Raw genomic sequence first — 21,055 nt, 5'->3', positions numbered from 1 at the left:
GGCAGAAAGGCACGGTGAAGAACACCAATCGAAGGGCGAGACGTTGGTTGCCCCGCAAAAGAGACATTAGAAGAATGACGGATCACGACATCAAGAAATCAGTGACCGCCTGAACAGCACATCCCGCAAATGCCTCGGCCGGAAAACCCGCGCAGAAGTCTTCCGTGAAAAGATGTTGGAGGAAAGGCATTGAGCCCCTACCCTAAGACCCAACAAGAGTCGCACTTCAAGCATCGCTCACACCCGAACAATTTGGGCCATGATGACGAAACAACAAGATTATCGAGATCCGGTCGTGCCAGCTTAAAGCTGTACCGCTCGGTATGATGTGAGAAGGACATTGAGACTGTAAGGACAAATGATCGACTAGATCGAGGTTAGGAAAACCAGGCCTTCCCAGAGAGCTTCGCGCTTGCGGCATTGATATGGACCTGACCTTCGCATCGCCATACCGGCCCGCGGCTTGTGAAACGTCGCAATCTGAGGCCTGACACATGACCGTATCCGATCACATGTTCCAACCGTTGAAAGTATCTCTTGCATCAAACGGGGCATCCACACATGGGAGGGCGACCCAATGCGGTTTCGCCAGACGTTTGGCACGGCAAACGTGACGTCATTGGTTGAGCGCGTCAGTCGCTTCACTGTGCTGCAAATGAACCCAGACCGAACAACTGCCCGCGTTATGGGGTATCTGGCGAAAGTCATGCGTACTCTGCCCTTAACGGCGCGCAAGTCTGTGACTTTTGATCAGGGTTCCGAGCTCATGGATTGGCCGCACTTGCAGGCTGAGGTCGGAACCCAAACGTGGTTCTGTGATCCGCAAGCGCCCTGGCAGAAAGTCTCGGTAGAGAATCTCAACAAACGCGCTCGGCGATACCTACCACGGGACACACCCATTGCAGCGATCTCAGATCGAGATATGAAGTCCATTTGCGACCGCCTAAATGGTACTCCCCGAAAGTGCCTCGGATGGCGAACGCCAACCGAAGCCTTCGCCGAACAACTCAGAAAGCTGAGATAGAGAAATGTCGCAACTTAACTTGAGTTCACAGTCGTTCGGCGTGGCGCCGAGCACAGACCAAGCGCCTCTTCGCTGATCCAGACTGTCAAATCCCCACGCCGCCGAAGGCTCTCGTTATATTTCGACCAGTTAGTCACCCGATACTTCTGCTACGGGATCTTGTCACGACGATCGGCGTTGAATTTATGTGGCATTTACGGCATCCCACAGAGAGCGGACTGCATCACTATCAAATCGAGCCGGATATCTATGCAACAACTCTGCAATGAGTGAAGCCATGTTGGGTATTCTCATCAGCCGCACGTCGCTTTGTGCCACATAGTGTATGTACAGGCGTGAAGATCAAAAGAGGCTATAGCATCATGGCATGGGTTTCATGCGACGTACTTCTGCGTTAGCGCGGTGCGTTGCGCAGAAGTTGAGGGTTGGTGACCACTTAGCAGCAATCTGCGCAGCAAATCATTTAGATTTCGACATTCGGACTTATCATAAATCTGTCTCAGGTGACTGCGCAAAGTCGAGGACGAAATCTTTAATTCAAGGGCCACGGCGTCACGACTCAACCCATGGGTCAACATTAGGCAAACGCGAAATTCCGCACGGCTCAAACCCGCTGGATTACGATCCGACAGGAGTGGCGCGGCCAGCGTAACATTGAGGTTTTCAGGTTGCCGGTCCAGCAAGGATTCCGAAAAGATGCCCGGTGAGCGGCCCGACCACGTTTGACACAGAGTATCACTAAGAGACGTAATCATCGCGCCAGCTCCAGACGACAGGCGATGCGCGAAATGCAGCTCCAGAAGGTAGACCCATTTGCCATCCTGCCCCAAAACGACCACCACCGTTTCGGCCAGATTCCGTCGATTTCTTAACTCCGCCAATTCCGGCGCATCCGCATGGGCGGCCATGCTGGCGTACCAGACTGAGCCAACTTTCGCATTAGTGATATAAGATCCTAAAATAAGATCCGCGAACGAGCGATCCAAGGCTCCGTTCTGAGCATTGCGCTGTAAGTCCACGGAAATAGAGCGGATTCTTCCATCTTGTGTTTTGGTGGCCTTGACCAACGTCGCGACCTTCGCTCCAAATCCCGTAGAAATTGCCTTAAGGCCCTGCCGAAATGGGGCAGCGCCTTGCACCGCTTGGCACCAGCCAGCCATGCCTTCAACCAGACTTACAACACTTCCAGTATTCCCCAGGGAATTATCCCCATAGTGTCCCGCTATACTCACTTTACGCACCCCTTAAAAACTTGCTCGGGTGCCTCAAAAAACTTGTGCTGGTTTTCCCAGCCTAAGCCCAAATTAAGGCTTAGCTTCCTAATTTTGTCAATAAAATGACACATTTGGGCGCAATTTTGACGAATTTTCAATCATAGCGTGTATTATTGGGAAAACTGCGTCAACAATAGAGCGAAAATAGCCGAATCTTACGCGCTTAAGTACCTAATATAGCGAATGACAACATGGCCAATTGAACTGCCCCCTGTTTGCTGGAGGCTCCAATGTAAGTATGGGTGGAGCCTATGGAAAAAAGTAACAGAGCAAACAGATTTTCTACTGAAGTGCGCGCACGCGCGTTCGGATGATTTTAAAACATGAGCACTAGGATTCAAATCGATCTGCGGCAATCATTGCCATCGCCTCTAAGATTGGGTGCGGCAGGGACACGTTGAGGCGTTGGATTGGCCAGTCGGACATAGATAGCGGCCGCAAAGACGGCCAAACTTCCGATGAACGCGCCAAGATCAAGGCAATGGAACGCGAGATCCGAGAGCTGCGCCAAGCCAATGAGATCCTGCGCAAGGCGTCAGCATATTTTGCGCAGGCGGAGTTCGCCCGCCCATTCAAACGATGATTGCCTTCATAGAAGAGCATCGAGATGACATGGGTGTCGAGTCGGTTTGCAAGGTTTTGCCAATCGTCCAGTAAACATTTTATGCGCATGCAGCCATTGCCCGAAATCTGGATTTGGCTTCGGATCGTGCCAAACGAGATGCGGTTCTTAGCCCTGAGGTCAAGCGTGTCTGGGAAGAAAACAATGAGGTCTATGGCGTTCGAAAAGTCTGGCACCAATTGGAACGTGAGGAATTCAGTGTCGCCCGCTGCACTGTGGCTAGATTGATGAAACGCCTTGATCTTCATGGCGTTATCCGTGGGAAGTCGCAGAAAACGACCGTACAGGACAAAGGCCAGCCATGCCCAAAAGACAAAGTGAATCGGAAGTTCCGAGCCCCTGCGCCAAACATGCTGTGGGTCAGCGATTTCACTTACGTCTCAACTTGGCAGGGCTTCGTTTGCGTGGCTGTTATTATCGACACGTTCGCGGAAAAAATGTTGGCTGGCGTGTTTCAAGTTCACCGAAAACAGATTTCGTGCTGGATGCTTTGGAGCAGGCGCTGCATGATCGGCGCCCAGTTCACAAAGGCGGCCTCATTCATCATTCAGACCGCGGCGGGCAGGGCGGATTCAACCGGTCGTCGCAACACATTCGATTATAAACTGTTTGAGCAATTGGTCGAGAGCTTCGGCGGGAGTTCTCCAGCCGAGGGTTTTGCGGGGTCTTGTGTTCAAAGCATGCGCGACCGCGCTCAACTCATTGACACCGTGCTGGCTGAGGTCCGTGCTTTTGGGAAAGTATTGGCGCAGCAGCCCATTGGTATTTTCGTTGCTTCCGCGTTGCCAAGGGCTCTGAGGATCGCAGAAATAGATTTCCAGCCCCGTATCGATTTGGAGTTGCGCATGTTGGGCCATCTCCGCACCCTGATCCCAAGTCAAAGATCGGCGAAGAAATGCAGGAAGTCCCATGATTGTCCCTGCAATAGCATCGCGAACAGCCTCTGCACCATGGCCAGCCAATGCTGGTCCATTCTTGGGTACACCGCTCTTCCCATGGCCCTCCAGCGCGGCAGGTGCAAGAACATGGCGAAGCGTGTTGTGCACTCGACCAGCGCGTCAATCGCTGAACTTCCGAGATCGAGAATGAGGTCGCCCTCCAAATGGCCAGGAACAGCCCTATCGCCAACCTCTGCCGGGCGGTCGCTGATCATCAGCGCATCTGCGAGAAAGGGTCTGCTACGACTTCGGGCGCGTTCGCGGGGCAACCGCAGTGCGCGGCCAGAGCGCAGACAGGCCGAAAGTTCCCGCTTCAGGCCATCCCGTCCTTGAATATAAAGCGCCTATTAGATGGCCTCGTGACTGATCCGCATGGTTGTATCCTCAGGAAAGTCTATTTTCAGACGCTGCGCGATCTGTTCAGGGCTCCAGGCACAGGACCAGCGCCGACTTTGCCGATGAACAGCCCGCCGCCCCTTCCATACCACAACAGGACCATCGAAGGCGATGCCACCCGGCGTAGCGATAAGACCGGACAGACGGTCCTACACATAATCGTGCAGGGCTGGGTTACTCGCCAGCTTACTTGGTTTTGGGCGCTGCGCTGCACGATCCGCAAGCCACTGCGCCGTGAACGCGCGATAGTCGAAGTCGCCCCCACGTGTCGCGGAGTTACGCCTGATCTCCCGCGATACCGTGCTGGGTGACCGCGACAGCTTGCGCGCGATTGCGCGGATACCTGTCCCCCCTCGCGCATTCCAATGCAATTTCTTCTCGCTCAGAGAAAGCCAGGTTTCGGCTCGTTAGGGAAATCGCCGAGGGTGCAAGATGCGTGGGAGGCATTCCACCAGAACTCCGAAACCACCGGATTCCGACAGGACCGGAAACACCCGCTTCGACAGCGGACACCTCACTGGAATGACCTGCGGCCACGCCCCGCCAGAACCGGCACAGATTCTTACGTTGCCAGACTGGAGGGCTTCCTGGTGAGTTTAATTTGCCCCGTGTTGAACGTTCGGATTCTCGTCTGCCCGTTGTCATCTACACCTCCTAAAACCGGGTGTTGCGACGACCGGTTGAATCCGCCCTGTATCTGTCCATTCGCAATACTGAGCAATTGGCTCTGGCAGGGATTGAACCCTCTGTTGGCAGAGTTGGTGATTCCTATGACAACACCTTGGCCGAAACCATAATCGGCCTCTACAAAGCAGAAGTCATCCACCGGCTTGGCCCATGGAAAACTATGGCAGCCGTCGAATGGGAAACCCTCAATTGGGTGGATTGGTTCAACAATCGCCGCTTGCTTGCCCCATTCGGATACATCCCACCAGCTGAAGCAGAAGAGAGGTACTATTCACAGTTCAACACATTAGATATGGTCGCATGACATGAAGTAATCAGCCTCCGGCAAACAAGGGGCGGTTCACATCCGACTGACCCGCTTTCTACGGATTTCTGAAGCAAACACCTAGCCAAATTTACTCCGTCAAAAACGGATAGTTTCGTGGCTGAATTTGATGTCTCATTCATGCAGCACGTCTTCTACATTCCGAAACAAAAGCAGGAAGCAGACATACATTATCACCGCTAAGCGAATAAACTCAAGGCTGGTTTTGAAATATCGAGAAGGAGAGCGTTTTGTCATGGCCAGACTGTGAATCAGCGCCCTGTCCGTTTCAGGTTAGTTAAATTGGACAATTACCAGACGAGTTTTAATGTCGTTGAAAGCTGCGCTTTCCCATAACTCTGCGGTAGTTGCTCGTCCTACGCCACCTAGGTCAATTCCTATAACAGTACCCAGAAATTCCTTTGAGTTTTCTGATGAGGTAAGTAGGGTTAATGGTAACGGAGTATTTCTTTGAACATATTTTCTGCCTTAGAACTTCACGCGATCGTTTTTTCCATTAAAATAGGCCCTGAGCCATGCCCTAAGTGTATTTCTAAAATATATCTTTTGGGCGTCAAACAATGGCAAGCGAACAAACTTTAGCATGAAGCGCCCTGTTCCTCAATTCAAGGGTGGACTCTGGGTAGCTGCAGCACGGATTCTGTCTCAGTTGATCCAATTCGGGATTTTTGTGGTTGCCGCGCGTGTATTGACCCCCGCAGATTTCGGTGTCTTTGCGTTGGTTGCTGCGGTCATTGTTTTCCTGAACTTGATCGCAACGGCAGGTTGGTCAGAATATGTCATGAATTGGCAGGGCGACTCTGTCCGATTGCGGCAAACATTGTTCGTTGCGGCGATTTTTGGAGCGGTGATTGCGACATTGGGCCTAGTGATATCAATCCCGCTGGCATCATTTTTTAAGACGCCGGATGCTGGGCCGCTTGCCCGGATCCTATCCTTGGCAGTTTTCTTTTCCGCCGGAGCTACTACCTATGGGGGGATCCTAATCTGGCAGAAACGGCTTGCGACTTCGGCCAGCTGTGCCTTGGTGGGGGAATCCGTCAATTTCGCCATTGCTGCCTCGACGCTTTTAATGGGACACGGGATTATGTCTCTTGCTTACGGGCGGCTCGCGGGCGCCATAGCAGCATGTCTGTGCGGTCTTGTGGCTAGCGGCATTCGGCCATTGGTAATTCGCCAGTTTGGTTTGGTGCAGGAAATGGTTGGGTTTTCTTGGAACATTACAGTGACGCGTCTGCTCATGACGTTTCGGGCTTATGGTGCTACGTTGATCATTGGAGGTTTTCTAGGGCCCGCGGCCGTGGGGTATTACCGTGCGGCACAGCGGGTTGTGGGAGCGTTCGAGGAAATCATTAGCGAACCAGTCCGCGTTTTGGCATGGAGCTTCTTCCGAAATACGCCACAAATCGACGGATCCAGTGCGGAAATCAGTGAAGCCGGAAATAAGTTCTTTCCCATCCTAATTTACGCAAGCACCCCAGTATTTATCGGCATTATTCTGATGGCACATGATTTGACGCTTGGAATTCTTGGCTCTGAATGGCTTGCGGCCGTGCCCGTTATAAAGGTCCTCGCCATCGCTGGGCTTATCCGAGCGTCCGGAACGGCATCGGTTCCGATTTTATCGGTTGTTGGCAAAGTGGCGCTCCTGCCGCGCTACATGTTGATTTACGCTCTTGTTTCAATCGCTTGTATAAGCATTGGCGCGATGAATGGGCTTTTGGCAACGGCTGTGTCCGAGGTCGTCGCAGCAACACTTGTGTTTGCTATCAGTGCACGGGTCATGAGGCAGCATGCAGGCCTTCGATGGTCGGCTATATTCATGCGAAGTTGGGCCGTTCTCCCTGCCATTGTGGTGGCTACTGGTGTCATATTGATATTGCTGGAACAAAATTTTCTAGGGCAACTACATCCGCTTGTTCGTTTCGTATGCCTCGGTCTGGTAATGGTCGCTGTCTATTTACCTATACTTTTCCGGTGTGACCGCACTTTGTGGTCCAGGTTGATTGCGTCTTCAGCGCATTAAAAGACACAGTGTTTTCTTAATCTTGACACATTCTTAATCAATTTTAGCCTTCCTAGTGCCTAGGTTCAGAAGGAAGCATTGCGGGAAAACAGTTAAAAAACAGCAGGATTTCGGCAAGATTTAGCCAATTGAGCCTGAAAACGGCAGCATTTTTCCTATATACTACCTGTTTGGTTTTAAGTTTCGTCTTTGGGTAATAAATAGCCGAATATGAGGTTGAAGGACTATGTCAGGAAAGCCTTCAACTATTAAAGGTTTAACTCCATGTTACTGAAAAGAAACCATACAGATCAGACGCAACGAAAAGAAGCTTTCCTGTGCACGCGGTTTTCGAATTCAACTCTGCGTAGAATCGTTATTGGTTTCTGCAGCTTGAGTTGGATATTGATACTAGCGGTGATTCTTTTTTAGCCAATCGGGCTTGCCCTAAAGTTGCGCGAACAATACGTCTCAAAAAAGCCCATTGTCGCCAATAATTGCAATTTTGTTGTAAATATGGGAAAACGCAATATCCTGCGGATAGTATACTCCTCCACACAGTATTTTGCGAATTTACTCAAAAATTTTGGATCACGTGTGCCCTTGGGTTATTAAGGCGCCATGTGCTTTATAAAATTCATTTGGGGTGCTGGCAAAAACCCGCCTACACTATTTAAGTTGATATCGTACCTTTTTTTGTGCCGGCTGAGTGATCGTCGCCCATTGGCTGAGGCTAAATTTTTTGGCACTTAATTTTGCCAATTTTAGTCAAGCTTAGGCCTTAGCCATTAGTAAAACCATTGTCCCTGATAGGGGAGGAGCCAATTTTTTGGAAAGCTCTTATTTTAATTTAAAACATAGCCTTATTGATGGTTTCACTCGTGTCTGCGCATCCACACCCAACGCAATAGCCCTGATCGCAGACGGCATCTCCTACTCGTATTCAGAAATGAATCTCGCGGCGGAACGAATTGCTCTGCACTTGATAGCCAGTGGAGTTTTGCCCGGCGATAATGTTGTCATGATATCGGATCGCACCGCGCAAGCGGTCATTTCAATGGCGGGCATTATGCGCGCGGGTGGGGTCTATGTCCCGTTGGATCCAGCTTACGATTCCAAACAGCTTTCTTATGTAATCACCGACAGCCGCCCGACAGCGATCTTGTGGGACAAACCCTACCAAGACTTGGTCGGCGATCTTGCACCCAAAGATATCCCTCAGTTAAATATGACCGAGGTTCTAGAAACCACACCCGAACACGCCGCGCCCTTTCCGATCCGAAATGGCGAAGACGCGTGTTACATCATGTACACATCGGGCTCGACCGGAAAACCAAAAGGTGTGGTCTTGCCACATCGCGCCATTCTGCGGCTCGGGTATGATCAGCCAATTGGGCAGTTCCTGCCGGGCGACGTCTCTTTGGCCAATTCAACCATCGCCTGTGACGTGTCCACGTGGGAGATTTGGGCGCCTCTGCTCAACGGTGCCGCCGTGGCGCTGGTGACCCAGCCCAAACCCGCGCTTGATGTGCTCGCAAAGGTGATCCGCGACGCAAAGGTGACGGTCGCGTACTTCTACACCGGACTTGCGCACCTCATGATCGAACATCATCTTGATGCGTTGGGACAGTTGCGCCAATTCGGAGCGGGCGGTGACGTCATGTCGACTTCACATATGCGTCTGCTAATGGAATCCTACCCCGACCTCGAAGTGATTAATGGCTATGGACCCACAGAAAACTCGGTCTTTACCACGATGCATTTACTGACCGCCGAAGATGTAAAAACCGGTCCAATTCCCATTGGTATTCCAACAGGTCATTGTGAATGTTTTGTAATAGATGAGGACCACCAAGTCCTAGACCACGGCGAGATGGGACAGCTGGTTGCTGCCGGGCCCAGTGTCGCGCTCGAATATCTCAACCAACCTGCTCGAACTGCAGAAGCTTTCATTCAGGATCCGCGGAAAGATCGTGACGGGCTCGTTTATCTCACAGGTGACTTGGCGCGCCGACGCGAAAACGGGGTGTATGATTTCTTTGGGCGCGCCGATCGTCAGGTCAAACTTGGCGGGCGTCGTATCGAACTAGACGACGTCGAACATCACCTGCGCGAGTTGCCGATGGTCACAGATGCTGCGGTGATTTTGGCTACGGATGTGCGCGGCCAGAAGCGGATCGCGGCTTTCTTAAAGCCACAGCACCCAACACACTGTACGGATGCCGCATTCATCAAAGAGGTTCTGGCGACATTGGGCGAAACGTTGCCCGACGGCATGTTGCCAAGGATCAATCGGGTCGTCGACAATTTTCCACTGACCGCAAACAGCAAAATAGATCGCAAGGTTCTCCTACGAAACCTTGACGCCGAAACTCAGCTTGCTGCTGGCGAGCAAATTCAAGGACGGCGTCCCAATACTGACGCCCTGAGCGCGCGAAAAATCTCAAGCATGATTGCCGCGCAATGGCAAAAGGCCCTTGGTGACATCGCGGTTTCGGACGATTTGACATTCTTTGATGCGGGCGGCAGTTCGCTGGAACTGGTCAATGTGCATGCGGCCCTTGTGAAAGAGCTTGGAGTGTCCTTTGACATCACACTCATGTTTGAAGCGCCACGTCTGGGACAGCTTGCAGCCAAGCTGGCGGCAATTGTCGCTGCGGCCCCTGCCCCAACCTTAGCCCCCGCTGGGACTGCGGATGTGGCTCAACCTATCCCCGACGATCTACCCGATAACGCCATTGCCATCGTCGGCATGGCTGCGCGCCTCCCTGGCTCCGCCAACCTTGATGAATTCTGGCAGCACCTTGTAAAAGGCACAAACCTGATTGAGTTGTTTCCCGCGGACGAGGCCGAGGACAACTTTTCAGAACGCGAACGCGCTTCGACGTCTTATGTTCGGGCGCGTCCCGAATTGGCGGATGCTGGCATGTTCGACGCCAAGTTTTTCGGAATGCTCCCTCGCGAAGCTGCCGTGACCGATCCGCAAGCCCGTGTTTTCATCGAGATGGCGCACGAGGTTTTGGAACGCAGTGGTCATGCCGCCCGCAAGGATAATCTAAGCGTCGGTGTCTTTGCAGGGTCTTCAATGAACTCATACATGATGCATAATGTGTTGGGGAACCGCGCCGCGACCGAGGCCTTCACGTCAAACTATCAGACCGGAAAATTTGCCGAAATGACCGGGAATTTGCCTGACTGTCTGGCAACACGCGTGTCCTTCAAGCTGGATTTGCGCGGCCCTGCGATGACGATACAAACCGCATGTTCTACGTCGCTGACCGCTATTGCACAGGCCATTAATACGCTGCGTGCGGGGCAATGTGATATGGCGCTAGCAGGTGGTGTGTCGATTACTTTTCCGCAAAAGCGCGGCTATCTTGCGCAAGAGGGCGGCCTCTCCTCCGATGACGGAACCTGTCGGCCTTTTGACAATGCGGCATCCGGGACGGTGTTTTCTCACGGGGGCGGTGTTGTAGCCCTTCGCAGACTTGCCGACGCCGTCGCGGATGGCGACACGATCCATGCCGTTATCCGTGGCGTAGGTATCAACAATGATGGGGCCGACAAAATTGCGTTTACCGCCCCCGCAGTTGGCGGTCAGGCTGATGCAATACGTCGCGCCCATGCGGATGCTGACGTCTCACCAAACACGATTTCCTACGTTGAATGTCACGGTACAGCCACGCCGATGGGCGACCCGATCGAAGTTAGCGGATTGCGCCAAGCCTTCGGGTTAGAGGGCGAGGAGGTCACCTGCTCTTTGGGTTCTGTGAAGGGCAATATCGGGCATATGGATGCGGGTGCGGGCGTTGTCGGCGTCATCAAAACCGCAATGATGATGGCCCGCCGGGAATTGCCACCCTTAGCGAATTTCAAGACCCTCAACAGCCGAATTGACCTTTCGGGCGCGCCCTTCCGCATTCAAGTTGACGGCGCCCCATGGACCTCTTCTTATCCCCTTCGCGCTGGCGTCAGTTCATTTGGAGTCGGGGGAACGAATGTGCATCTGGTGTTGGAAGAGGCACCGGCGCATTCTGAAGCGCAAGCGCAAGCGCAAGCAAGCATGCAAACACTTGTTTTGTCAGCAAAATCCAAGGATGCGTTGCGTGAAATGAAAGACACGCTCGCGGATGCGCTTGACCTACCAACGGCACCTGCTTTGGCGGATATCGCATTCACCTTACAAGACGGCAGAGCGCCATACGAATATCGCCTCTCGGTATCGGGCGAGGACCACGGCACCGTTGCTGCCAAATTGCGTCAAGCGGCTTTGCCGCGCAATGCGGCCCTATCTGGATCGCCTGAGGTGTCGTTCATGTTCCCGGGTCAAGGAGCCCAATACCCCAACATGGGCAGCGGGCTTTATGCACAAGAGCCTGAATTCGCACGTTGGATTGATCTAGGTGCCGAAATCCTACAGCCCATCCTCGGCCTCGATGTGAAAACAATGTTATGCTATGGCGATCCTTCTGACAAAGACCTTGCCGCGGCCTTGCGCGAAACACGTCTGACACAACCCGCGCTTTACCTCACACAATACGCCTGCGCGCGGCTTTGGATGTCGCGTGGCATACATCCCGCCGCGATGATCGGGCATTCCGTGGGTGAATTTGCGGCTGCAGCACTCGCCGGCGTCTTTAGCTTTGAAACGGGTCTCAAGATCATCAGTCAACGCGGGCAATTCATGCAGGACCAACCCAGCGGGTCTATGCTGTCCGTGCGCGCGTCTCTGGAGGATTTGCAACCTCACCTCGACGCCGGCGTAGAAATCGCGGCACGCAATGCGCCACACCTCAATGTCGTGGCTGGAAATACCGAGGCGATTGAGACCCTAGAAAAACGCCTGAAAGCGGCTGACATCGCTTGCTCGCGTTTGCACACATCGCACGCGTTTCATTCCGCGATGATGGAGCCCGCTTGTGATAGGTTAAGCCAAACCCTGCAAGACATCACCTTGTCCCCCGCCAATATCCCTTATGTGAGCTGTGTTACCGGCACGTGGATCACCGACGCAGAATGTACCGACCCTGTATATTGGGCAAGACAAGCCCGCGCAGCTGTCAACTTTGCCGACGCAATACGCACCCTTGCCCAAGACGAACCTGCAATCCTGCTTGAGGTCGGTGCAGGAAATACGCTGTCGTCATTCTGCGGACAGACCTTGCCCCGCGACACAAATATTGCTGTGGTCCAATCCTTGCCAGACCACACCCGTTCCGAAGATGACATGACCGCCATGGCAAATGGGTTTGGTCGTATCTGGGCCGCCGGTGGGAAAGTAGATTGGAGCTTACTTGGTCCACGTGGCACCCGACGCGTCGCCCTTCCAACTTACGCGTTTCAGCGCAAACTGCATTGGGTGGACCCAGCGCCTGCGCCAACCGCCTTGGATCAACCCATTTCTGTACCAACAGCCCCCTCCTCTGAGGCCTCCCGACTGGAAACTGAGATCATGAACGCACCCGCACCAAAAACTCCGATTGACCGCAAACCTCGGCTTGTTGGCGAAGTATTGGCTTTGCTCTGCGACCTTTCGGGAGAAGAACTCTCGCAGGAAGATGCAGAAGCCACGTTCCTAGATCTCGGATTTGACTCCCTATTTCTGGGGCAAGTAGCGCAGAAATTGGGTGCTGACTTTGGGATCGACATCACATTCCGCCAATTGCTGTCGCAATATCCGACGGCCACCGCTGTTGCTGGATTACTGGATGAAAACTTGCCACCAGATGTTGTGGAAGCCGTAGCACCTGTTGCGGCCCCCCAAATGGCCGAGCAAGTTGCAGCTTTCTCTCAGCCTACCCTTTCGGCGCCCGTCACTTCAGACGGTGGATCACCCCTGATGCTGGCACAAATATCTGCGATGCAGACGTTGTTTTCTCAGCAGTTGCTGGCCCTATCCGGTACGGCCCTTCAGCAGGTTTCTGCGGCACCCGTCACAGCCCCCGCCCCTCCGCCTATGCCAGAGGTAATCCGCGAAACAGCGGCCACAGCCTACAGCGAGCCCGTTGAGGCAACGCCCAAAAAACCCGCCTTTTCGATTGGACGCGCAACAAACGCCGGCGGTGGCGATTTGACCCCGCAACAAGCAGAATTCGCCCGTGACTTGGCCCAGCGATACAGCGCAAAAAGCCCAAAAACCAAGGTATATGTTCAGAGGTATCGCCCTGCCATGGCTGATCCGCGTACGGCGGCGGGCTTTCGGGCTGAATGGAAAGAACTGGTTTTTCCAGTCGTTTGTGATCGTTCCAAAGGATCACGGCTTTGGGATATTGACGGCAACGAATTCATCGACCTTGTGAACGGTTTTGGCCAGACGGCTTTTGGCCACTCACCCGATTTTGTTGTCGACGCAATCACTCGCCAAATGGAACGCGGATTTGCCATAGGACCGCAAAGCGATCTCGCTGGACCCATCGCCGAACGGTTTGCAAGGTTTGTGGGCCATCAACGCGCAGCGTTCTGTAACACCGGATCTGAGGCCGTGATGGCCGCAATGCGTATTGCCCGCACCGTGACAGGGCGCGAAAAAATTGTCGTTTTTGGCAACGACTATCACGGCCAATTCGACGAGGTTCTGGTCAAAGGCAAGCGCAGCGGTGGCGACCCAGCCGCCTTACCAATTGCCCCTGGAATCCCGCGCGCGTCGCTCTCGCAAATGGTTGTTTTGCCATACGCAGAACAATCCACGCTTGATTGGCTGCGCAAAAACATAGGCGATATCGCCGCCGTGATCGTAGAACCGGTTCAAAGCCGCCATCCCGATTTGCGCCCGCGCGCCTTTGTCGAAACCCTGCGCGAGCTTACCCGCGATGGTGGAGCGGCAATGGTTATGGACGAAGTGGTCACGGGCTTTCGCGTCGGGCCACGCGGGATGCAAGGCGCATGGGATATCACACCCGACATGGCGACCTATGGCAAAGTTGTTGGCGGTGGTATGCCTATCGGCATGCTCGCGGGGTCGGATCGATTCATGGACGCGTTAGATGGCGGTCAGTGGCAGTTTGGCGACGAAAGCGTTCCCGAGGCTTCCCCCACGTTTTTTGCTGGCACGTTTGTGCGTCATCCTCTGGTGCTTGCGGCAGTCGAGGCCACTTTGGATCACATGGAGCAACACGGCGCCGACCTTTGGGAGGCAACCGCCGACCTGACGGCGCGTACTGTGAGGCGCCTAAATGACATACTGGACGCACGCGGACTGCCCCGCATCGTTGAAACTTTTTCCAGCTGGTTTGTACCACAGGTCACAGATCTGGATCCCAACGCCGCCTTGTTGTTTCCCTTGATGCGACTTGCCGGAGTGCATGTACAGATCGGATATCCGTGCATATTCACCACTGCCCACACTCAAGACGACGCCGACAAGGTTGTGACAGCGTTTGAGCAGTCCGTTGACGCATTGCGCGCTGTGGGCATCCTAGGTGGAAATCCCGTTCTCGGAGCTGAAATTCAGCCCGCGGCGACAGCACAGATAGGATTGCCTTTGACTGCGGCTCAACGTGAAATCTGGATGACGACGCAATTGGGCAAACAAGCCTCGTGCTGTTTTAACGAAAGTGTTTCGCTTGAACTCAGTGGTCCATTGGACCTGCCTGCCTTACAACGCGCCATGGATCAGATCATCGCGCGGCATGACGGGTTACGCATGGTCTTTGCCCGCAATGGCGAAAGCTTTGACGTTGTTGACCCGTATCCTTTACCTTTGGAACTGCATGATGTGAGCACGTCGGACGATCCCGCCTCTGCGTTGCACCATTTGCTTTTGGACGACGCGGCGACCCCGATCGATATCGTATCTGGCCCCCCTCTACGCGCCTTTGTGGTGCGCACGTCGCAAGATACACATGTGCTTGTCCTGAATGCGCATCACATCGTTTGCGACGGGTGGTCGTTTAATGTTCTGTCTGAGGAACTCGCGACCCTTTATGCCCAAGAAGTGACAGGCAAAACAGCAGGACTTCCACCAGCCCCATCCTTTGCAAGTTTTGCAAAGCAACAGGCTGCAGCATCGGTTTCCGAGAAAACGCGAGCTTACTGGAAAACGCAATTTCAGGACATTCCAGAGCTTCCGGAATTACCGACGGATCGCCCTCGTCCTGAAATCAAAACCTTTGCTGGCGCCACTTGTACCGCCCATATTTCTGGTGATGTCATGCGGGCCGCTCGCAAGGCTGGGGCCGAACAGGGATGCACACTTTTTTCAACGTTGTTTGCGGCCCTAAACATCGCCGTTGCGCGGCTCACCGGTGCGTCCGATATTGTGCTTGGCGTTCCCACAGGTGGTCAGGCAATGTTGGCAAACAGCGACCTTGTAGGTCATTGCGTCAATTTCCTGCCCATCAGGCAAACCCATACCTCAGACTTGCTTGCGTCTGATTTTCTTAAACAGGTTAGCGAAGGCGTCATGGATGCCTTTGATCATCAGGATTACACATACGGCACATTGGTGCAGGATTTGAACGTCGCGCGGTCCTTAAATCGACTGCCGCTTACAGAAATCCAGTTTAACCTCGAAAAGCTCAGTGAAAGCATCGAAATGGGCCCCTTGCGGGCGACCATGCACCCCAATGCCAAGGCCGCGGTCAATTTTGATCTGTTCTTCAACATCGTGGAACGTAAGGACGGACTGCGTGTCGATGTGGATTATAATGCGGATGTTTTCGAGGCCTCGACGGTTCTGCGCTGGGTTGGCCATCTAGAACAAGTTCTAGCCGAACTTGGACAAAATACCGCCCGCCCAATTGCGCAATTGCCCGTATTGTCTGAACAGGAAACGGTTTGGTTGGCGGAAACACTCAATGCCACAGAAACACCAATGGGAGAGACCCGCACCATCCATGGGCGCTTCGCTGAAGCTTGCGAAAAACACGGCGATGCCATTGCTATTAAAGATAGCGCAGGCCAGACGAGTTACAGCGTACTTGCACAGCGCAGCGACAGTATCGCGGCGTCCTTACAGGCGGCTGGGATCAAACCGCAAAGCCGCGTGGCCGTAGCCTTGCCCCGATCTTCTGAATGTATTGTAACACTGCTTGGGGTGATGAAAGCCGGATGTGCCTATGTGCCAATCGACCTAAATCAACCCGACACACGACTGCGCATGATCCTAGAAAACGCGGATGTCTCCGCCATCGTTCACCAAGGGAATGCAGTTCCCTCGTGCGCTGACGGACTAGGGCTAGCCGCTCTCCAGATCGACGCCATCACGCAGGGGGGAACTCCAGAAAACATAACACAAACGGGTGACGCGGCGGCCTATGTCATGTTCACCTCGGGATCGACAGGCACTCCCAAGGGTGTAGAAATTGGACACGGGTCTGTGGTCAATCTGTTGACCTCAATGGCCAAGGACACGGCCTTCAACTCGGGCAGCAGTTTGCTCTCAGTCACCACAATAATGTTCGACATCTCGGTGTTGGAAATGTTTATGCCCTTGATTACAGGCGGGTGCTGTGTTGTTGCCCCACATGAAGATGTGATTGACGGGTTCCGCTTGGTCACGCGTCTCCAACAAGGAGATATCACGCATGTACAGGCCACACCAACACTCTGGGGCATGATCCTTGAAGCGGGATTTGCGCCAGACAAAACCATGACTCTTTTGGCGGGCGGTGAGCCGCTGCCGCAAGACCTTGCGGACAAATTATCCGCAGGAGGTGCCACGCTTTGGAACGTTTATGGCCCGACGGAAACAACGATCTGGTCGGCTGCTGCCAAATTGGCTCAGGGTGAGAGAGTTACGATCGGACAGCCCGTCGCAAACACCGAAATCCATGTGCTCAGTCCCAATGATACACTCCTGCCAATCGGCGCGTTGGGCGAATTGAACATTGGTGGCGCGGGACTGGCAAAGAGGTATTTTGGGCAACCTGACCTGACGACGGCGGCCTTTCGCGAGGTTACTCTGCTCGATCGTACGCGGCGACTTTATAAAACGGGCGACCTTGCGCGCCGCCTGCTCGATGGCCGGATCGAAGTATTGGGCCGCGCCGATGCGCAGGTCAAACTGCGTGGTTTTCGGATTGAACTTGGCGAGATCGAAAGCGCATTACGTAGCCTGCCGACAGTGACTTCCGCTGCGGTCGCGTTGAAACCTTCACCACGTGGAGGTGACCATTTGGTCGGCTATATCGTGGCCAATTCAACCGCAAACACACAACCCGAAACCCTCGCTCAGGCGCTAGGGGATTTACTGCCCCCCTATATGGTGCCTACGGCTTGGGTGTTTTTAAGCCAGCTACCTAGTAACGCGAGTGGTAAGCTTGACCGAAACAAACTGCCCGAACCTGATACTTCGGCAAGCGTCACCGCGCTTCAAACCGCACCGGCAACACCAACGGAACGAAAAATTGCCGCGATTTGGTCCAGCGTACTGGGCAATGACGCCATCAGCACCTCTCAGACACTTTTCTCGCTAGGGGCCGACAGCCTGACCGTGTTTAAAATTGCGGCCCGACTGATCGACGCGGATTTCGACATCGAAGCGCGGCACCTGTTGGAATACGCATCCATTGCGCGGCTTGCCGAATTTGTCGACAAGCGCACAGAGCAGGGACACGACAGCGGGCCGAAAAAACCGTCGCTAAAATCCTATCGTAGGGGAGCGCAGCGAAGCGTTTGACGTTAGGGGCCTGTGATACGGATGCGTCTTTGCAATGCACCCGTGCCACTAGGCTCCTGCGGAGCAACCTCAAAGTCCAGAGTATCGCCAATTTCCAGCGGGATACTCATGCCCGACACCTTAAAACGGTCAGCAGTGATGTTCGCCTCAACAACCTGTCGTCCGTTGTGCAAAATGGTAAGATGCGGAGCGTCCGTTTTGGCAGATGCCTGCCACCAACCGTCGATCACGTAACTGCCAGCCCTTTGAGCCGTAAACCGCTCAACCACGCTGTAAGGGGCGTCGTTAAAACGCGCCGTCGTGATCCAACTGTCCCCGATTTGCAGGGGCGACAGATCAGGTGCACCGCGCGTACTCGTCCAGTTAGAATCGATAATCCCCAACGGAACCAAGCCGATATCAGGACGCCGCGCGAAGTAGTTCCACGGCGATTGGCCATATTGACTTTGGCTGTCCGCAATCCGATTTGGTGCCGATTGTATGATTGAGATCGAGTCTCCGAGCACGATAACCGGGCTATCAGAAAGGGTTGTTACTGGTGGAATCTCCACCCCCTCGACATTATAAAAAGCGGAGGCATCCGTAACCGTGATGTCCCCACCACTCCCCCAAAACACCGCACCCCTCCCCTGCGGGCCAAAGGTGTAGATATACGCGGCCGTATCATCGCCCTGCCGACGCGCGCGACCAAGTGGCAACAGGCGGGTCTGGAGGAACGAAAACGCGGCGGCTGCGGGCTTTTGCTCCACTCCCGCTTCGTTCAGCAACCCCATGTTTGGCCACCATTTCTCGTCCGTCAGGGCGTACCAATAGGCAAAACGAACATCGGCGGCAGACAGTATTGCCACCATCTTGATCATATAGGCGGGCGCGTCCTGTGGATCGTCAAACCAATTGCCAAACTCGGTGACATGGATCGGTTTTTGGCCCCCGAACTCCCGCATGAGCGCCTTGAGGCGGGTCAATTCACTTGGCAGCGTCTCAGGATGGTCGCGGTAAGGATGAACCGAAATTGCATCACAAGCCAGTAAGCCACCGCGTCGAAAAAACGCCTGTAAAAAACCAATCCCAATCGTGTTCAAGCCACCGCAACTAAACTGCGCATCGGGATGATCAACTTGTAATCGCGCATCAACCGCCCGCGTCAGCGCCGCAAAACTGCGCGCTGGGTCGTTTAACGCAGGCCCGCTCACAAAATCGGTTGTATTTACTTCATTGCCGATCTCAATCCTGACAGCGTCTGCGCCATAATGGGACAGAATAGCCGATACATAGGCGGCAAAGGCGGCGCGCCCATCGGGTGAATGTGGGGTCTTGCCGTCGTCATAAAGTTGGTTGACTTCATTGATGACGATTAACGGTTTAAACCCGCGATTTATCAACGGCAGCATGTATTGGTCTGCAATCGTAAAGTCGTAGACGCCCATTTCGGTTTCGACCTGATCCCAGCCGATTTCGTCTCGCAAGGCAACGGCCCCCAAAACCTGCGCAGCATCCAGCAGATCGATGCTCCAACCTTGCTCAAAGTGTGTCTGCGTACCCAACGCAAAAGACGACACTGCGTCCTGTGCAAATAGTGGATTTATTTGGCCGGTTACCATCGCAACGAAAGAGAAAAGAGAAAGTTTCATTTGCCGCTCCAATCAAAAACAAACCTGTCCCCAGACGTGCTGAGATGGTGAATACCCAAAGTATTGGGGCGGTCGTCCGGCGTCCAGCGCCGCACCATTGTTTCCTCAAACTCCACGGCATCCAGCGTGGTGATCTCCATCAAGTTCAACCCATAACCATAACAGTAACTGTTGTTTTGTGACGGGCGAAACAGGCGCCCGTTTTCGCGGATCAGGGCGCCTGCGTTCCGTGCAATATCCGAGCCAATCACAACCGGATTTTTTGGATGTGGCGTAATTGACCCAAGCTCTGGCCCGTCGACCGCAAATAGATAAAGCTCACTGGAGTGATCTTGAAACGAATGATGATCCGACAAGTTTGTTAACAACCACCATTGTCCGTCCTGCGCCTTCCACAGGGTTGAATCTGCGAGATATTTCCCCTCAAACGCGGTTGCATGGCGTTCCCATTTCGCCGGAAACTCCACCGCGCGCCACACTTCAAGACGGCGTGATTGCTGGGTTTCCGGCAACATATAAATGTCATCTTTGTCCCGAAAAACAAAAGGGAACGAAAGGTGATAGGGACATGACAAAGCGGTTGCCGCAGGTTTGAGCGTATCTCCGTCAAGTTCGGCAACATCAATCCAACCGTTGCCATCATCGGCATTCATAGCCTCATAGAATACCCAGATTTTGCCGTCATTCTCAAATAGAAAAGGGTCCGCCATCGTATGACTTAATGCGGGCAACGCAGTCGCCGTTCGCGTCTCCAGATTGACAACATCGCCGGACCCGACGGCAAGGCGCCAAAAATCAGGGGCGCGTCCCTTGCGAGCCTGCCATCTGTCACGCAGTTTTGCGGCCAAGGCGGTCACAAAAGATGCGGCGTAGCCAATTTCTCCGAACACAGTCTGCGGCTGTGGCGCGGATAAGGGCGGCTTGGACCCCGCGCATGCTGTCTGTCCCGCTGCAAGATCGTGCAATGCCCGCAGAACAAGGAGAACTGATTTCTCCTCAACGAACGCCCCCGTCAAAATAGCCCCAGGTTTCAAATGGTATTGCGCCGCACGCACCACATGCCCCTCTGGCACTTCCGCACTCCGCTGCACGATCTGAACGATCATCCCTGGTGCCGTGCGTTGGGTGACACCAGTCGCGACGTTCGTCGCATCAAGCCCACCGCCAAACGTCAGCGACCAGACGCCCTGATCTTGGTCGGCCATTTGCTCGGCCGTTAATTTCCGCTCACCAAACTCCAATACAATGTCGGCAGCAGCCGCGTTTTCTGTGACCGGCAATTCGGACAAAACCGCCCGCGCGCCCAACGTATCATAGGGTAATATTTGTCGGGCAACGATCAGCCGCTCCACGGCCAAAAAGGCGCGCAGGAATACATCGATCTGGGAACGGCGTGCGAGACCCTGCCCCTCCATCCGGCCAACAAGATCAATCTGTGGATCACGCGCGAGCCGATCCAATAACATCGCTTGCCAGTCCGCCAAAGTGTCGTTCGCGTGCGCCACGATCTGCAGTCGTAACGGGCGTTGGCCAGC

At 53.9% G+C, this 21,055-nt stretch carries 6 protein-coding genes, 4 pseudogenes and 1 other annotated feature; of the genes and pseudogenes, 6 read left to right on the top strand and 4 right to left on the bottom strand.

Going from position 1 to position 21,055, the window contains the following annotated elements; genetic code table 11:
- Together AB9F29_RS19435 and AB9F29_RS19430 are read left to right on the top strand one after the other, a co-directional pair.
- Nucleotides 1-193 (top strand): annotated as a pseudogene (locus AB9F29_RS19435) (IS30 family transposase); the annotation flags it as partial.
- Between the two features lie 294 nt (nt 194-487).
- Nucleotides 488-1,024, top strand: coding sequence for an IS30 family transposase (locus tag AB9F29_RS19430; protein ID WP_369756898.1), 537 nt, complete (start codon nt 488-490; stop codon nt 1,022-1,024).
- A gap of 374 nt (nt 1,025-1,398) precedes the next feature.
- On the opposite strand, the gene AB9F29_RS19425 is transcribed toward AB9F29_RS19430, so the two are convergent.
- Nucleotides 1,399-2,256, bottom strand: a complete 858-nt coding sequence (locus AB9F29_RS19425) for a helix-turn-helix transcriptional regulator (protein ID WP_369756897.1) — start codon at nt 2,254-2,256, stop codon at nt 1,399-1,401.
- A 293-nt stretch (nt 2,257-2,549) separates the two neighbouring features.
- Here AB9F29_RS19425 and AB9F29_RS19420 point away from each other — a divergent pair.
- Nucleotides 2,550-3,485 (top strand): annotated as a pseudogene (locus AB9F29_RS19420) (IS3 family transposase); the annotation flags it as partial.
- Nucleotides 2,836-2,951 (top strand) — a sequence feature (AL1L pseudoknot). Its footprint overlaps the pseudogene before it by 116 nt.
- Nucleotides 3,486-3,492: 7 nt before the next feature.
- On the opposite strand, the pseudogene AB9F29_RS19415 reads toward AB9F29_RS19420, so the two are convergent.
- Nucleotides 3,493-4,899, bottom strand: a pseudogene (locus AB9F29_RS19415) (IS30 family transposase).
- Nucleotides 4,900-4,948: 49 nt separating this feature from the next.
- Between AB9F29_RS19415 and AB9F29_RS19410 the strand changes: the two are divergent.
- From AB9F29_RS19410 to AB9F29_RS19400, 3 genes and pseudogenes are all read left to right on the top strand, one after another.
- A pseudogene (locus AB9F29_RS19410) lies at nt 4,949-5,245 on the top strand (integrase core domain-containing protein); the annotation flags it as partial.
- A 604-nt stretch (nt 5,246-5,849) separates the two neighbouring features.
- Nucleotides 5,850-7,292, top strand: a complete 1,443-nt coding sequence (locus tag AB9F29_RS19405; RefSeq protein WP_369756896.1) for an oligosaccharide flippase family protein — start codon at nt 5,850-5,852, stop codon at nt 7,290-7,292.
- Between the two features lie 808 nt (nt 7,293-8,100).
- Nucleotides 8,101-17,889 carry an amino acid adenylation domain-containing protein gene (locus tag AB9F29_RS19400; RefSeq protein ID WP_369756895.1) on the top strand — a complete coding sequence of 3,263 codons (9,789 nt, stop codon included), beginning with the start codon at nt 8,101-8,103 and terminating at the stop codon, nt 17,887-17,889.
- Nucleotides 17,890-17,891: 2 nt separating this feature from the next.
- Here the strand turns inward: AB9F29_RS19400 and AB9F29_RS19395 are convergent, their stop codons facing one another.
- Nucleotides 17,892-19,520, bottom strand: a complete 1,629-nt coding sequence (locus AB9F29_RS19395) for a glycosyl hydrolase (protein ID WP_369756894.1) — start codon at nt 19,518-19,520, stop codon at nt 17,892-17,894.
- Entirely contained in the window at nt 19,517-21,025 is a 1,509-nt protein-coding gene (locus AB9F29_RS19390) for a hypothetical protein (RefSeq protein ID WP_369756893.1), read from the bottom strand. The genes AB9F29_RS19395 and AB9F29_RS19390 overlap by 4 nt, the downstream gene beginning before the upstream one ends.
- Between the last annotated feature and the right edge of the window lie 30 nt (nt 21,026-21,055).

It is taken from the genome of Falsihalocynthiibacter sp. S25ZX9, from assembly GCF_041205405.1.
Taxonomy (GTDB): Bacteria; Pseudomonadota; Alphaproteobacteria; order Rhodobacterales; family Rhodobacteraceae; genus Falsihalocynthiibacter; species Falsihalocynthiibacter arcticus.
This window is presented reverse-complemented; position numbering and strand designations above follow the sequence as displayed.

Bases quoted from the DNA above. Each gene is read 5' to 3' on its own strand.
- AB9F29_RS19395 (WP_369756894.1), bottom strand. From the start codon at position 19,520: ATGAAACTTTCTCTTTTCTCTTTCGTTGCGATGGTAACCGGCCAAATA.
- AB9F29_RS19405 (WP_369756896.1), top strand. From the start codon at position 5,850: ATGAAGCGCCCTGTTCCTCAATTCAAGGGTGGACTCTGGGTAGCTGCA.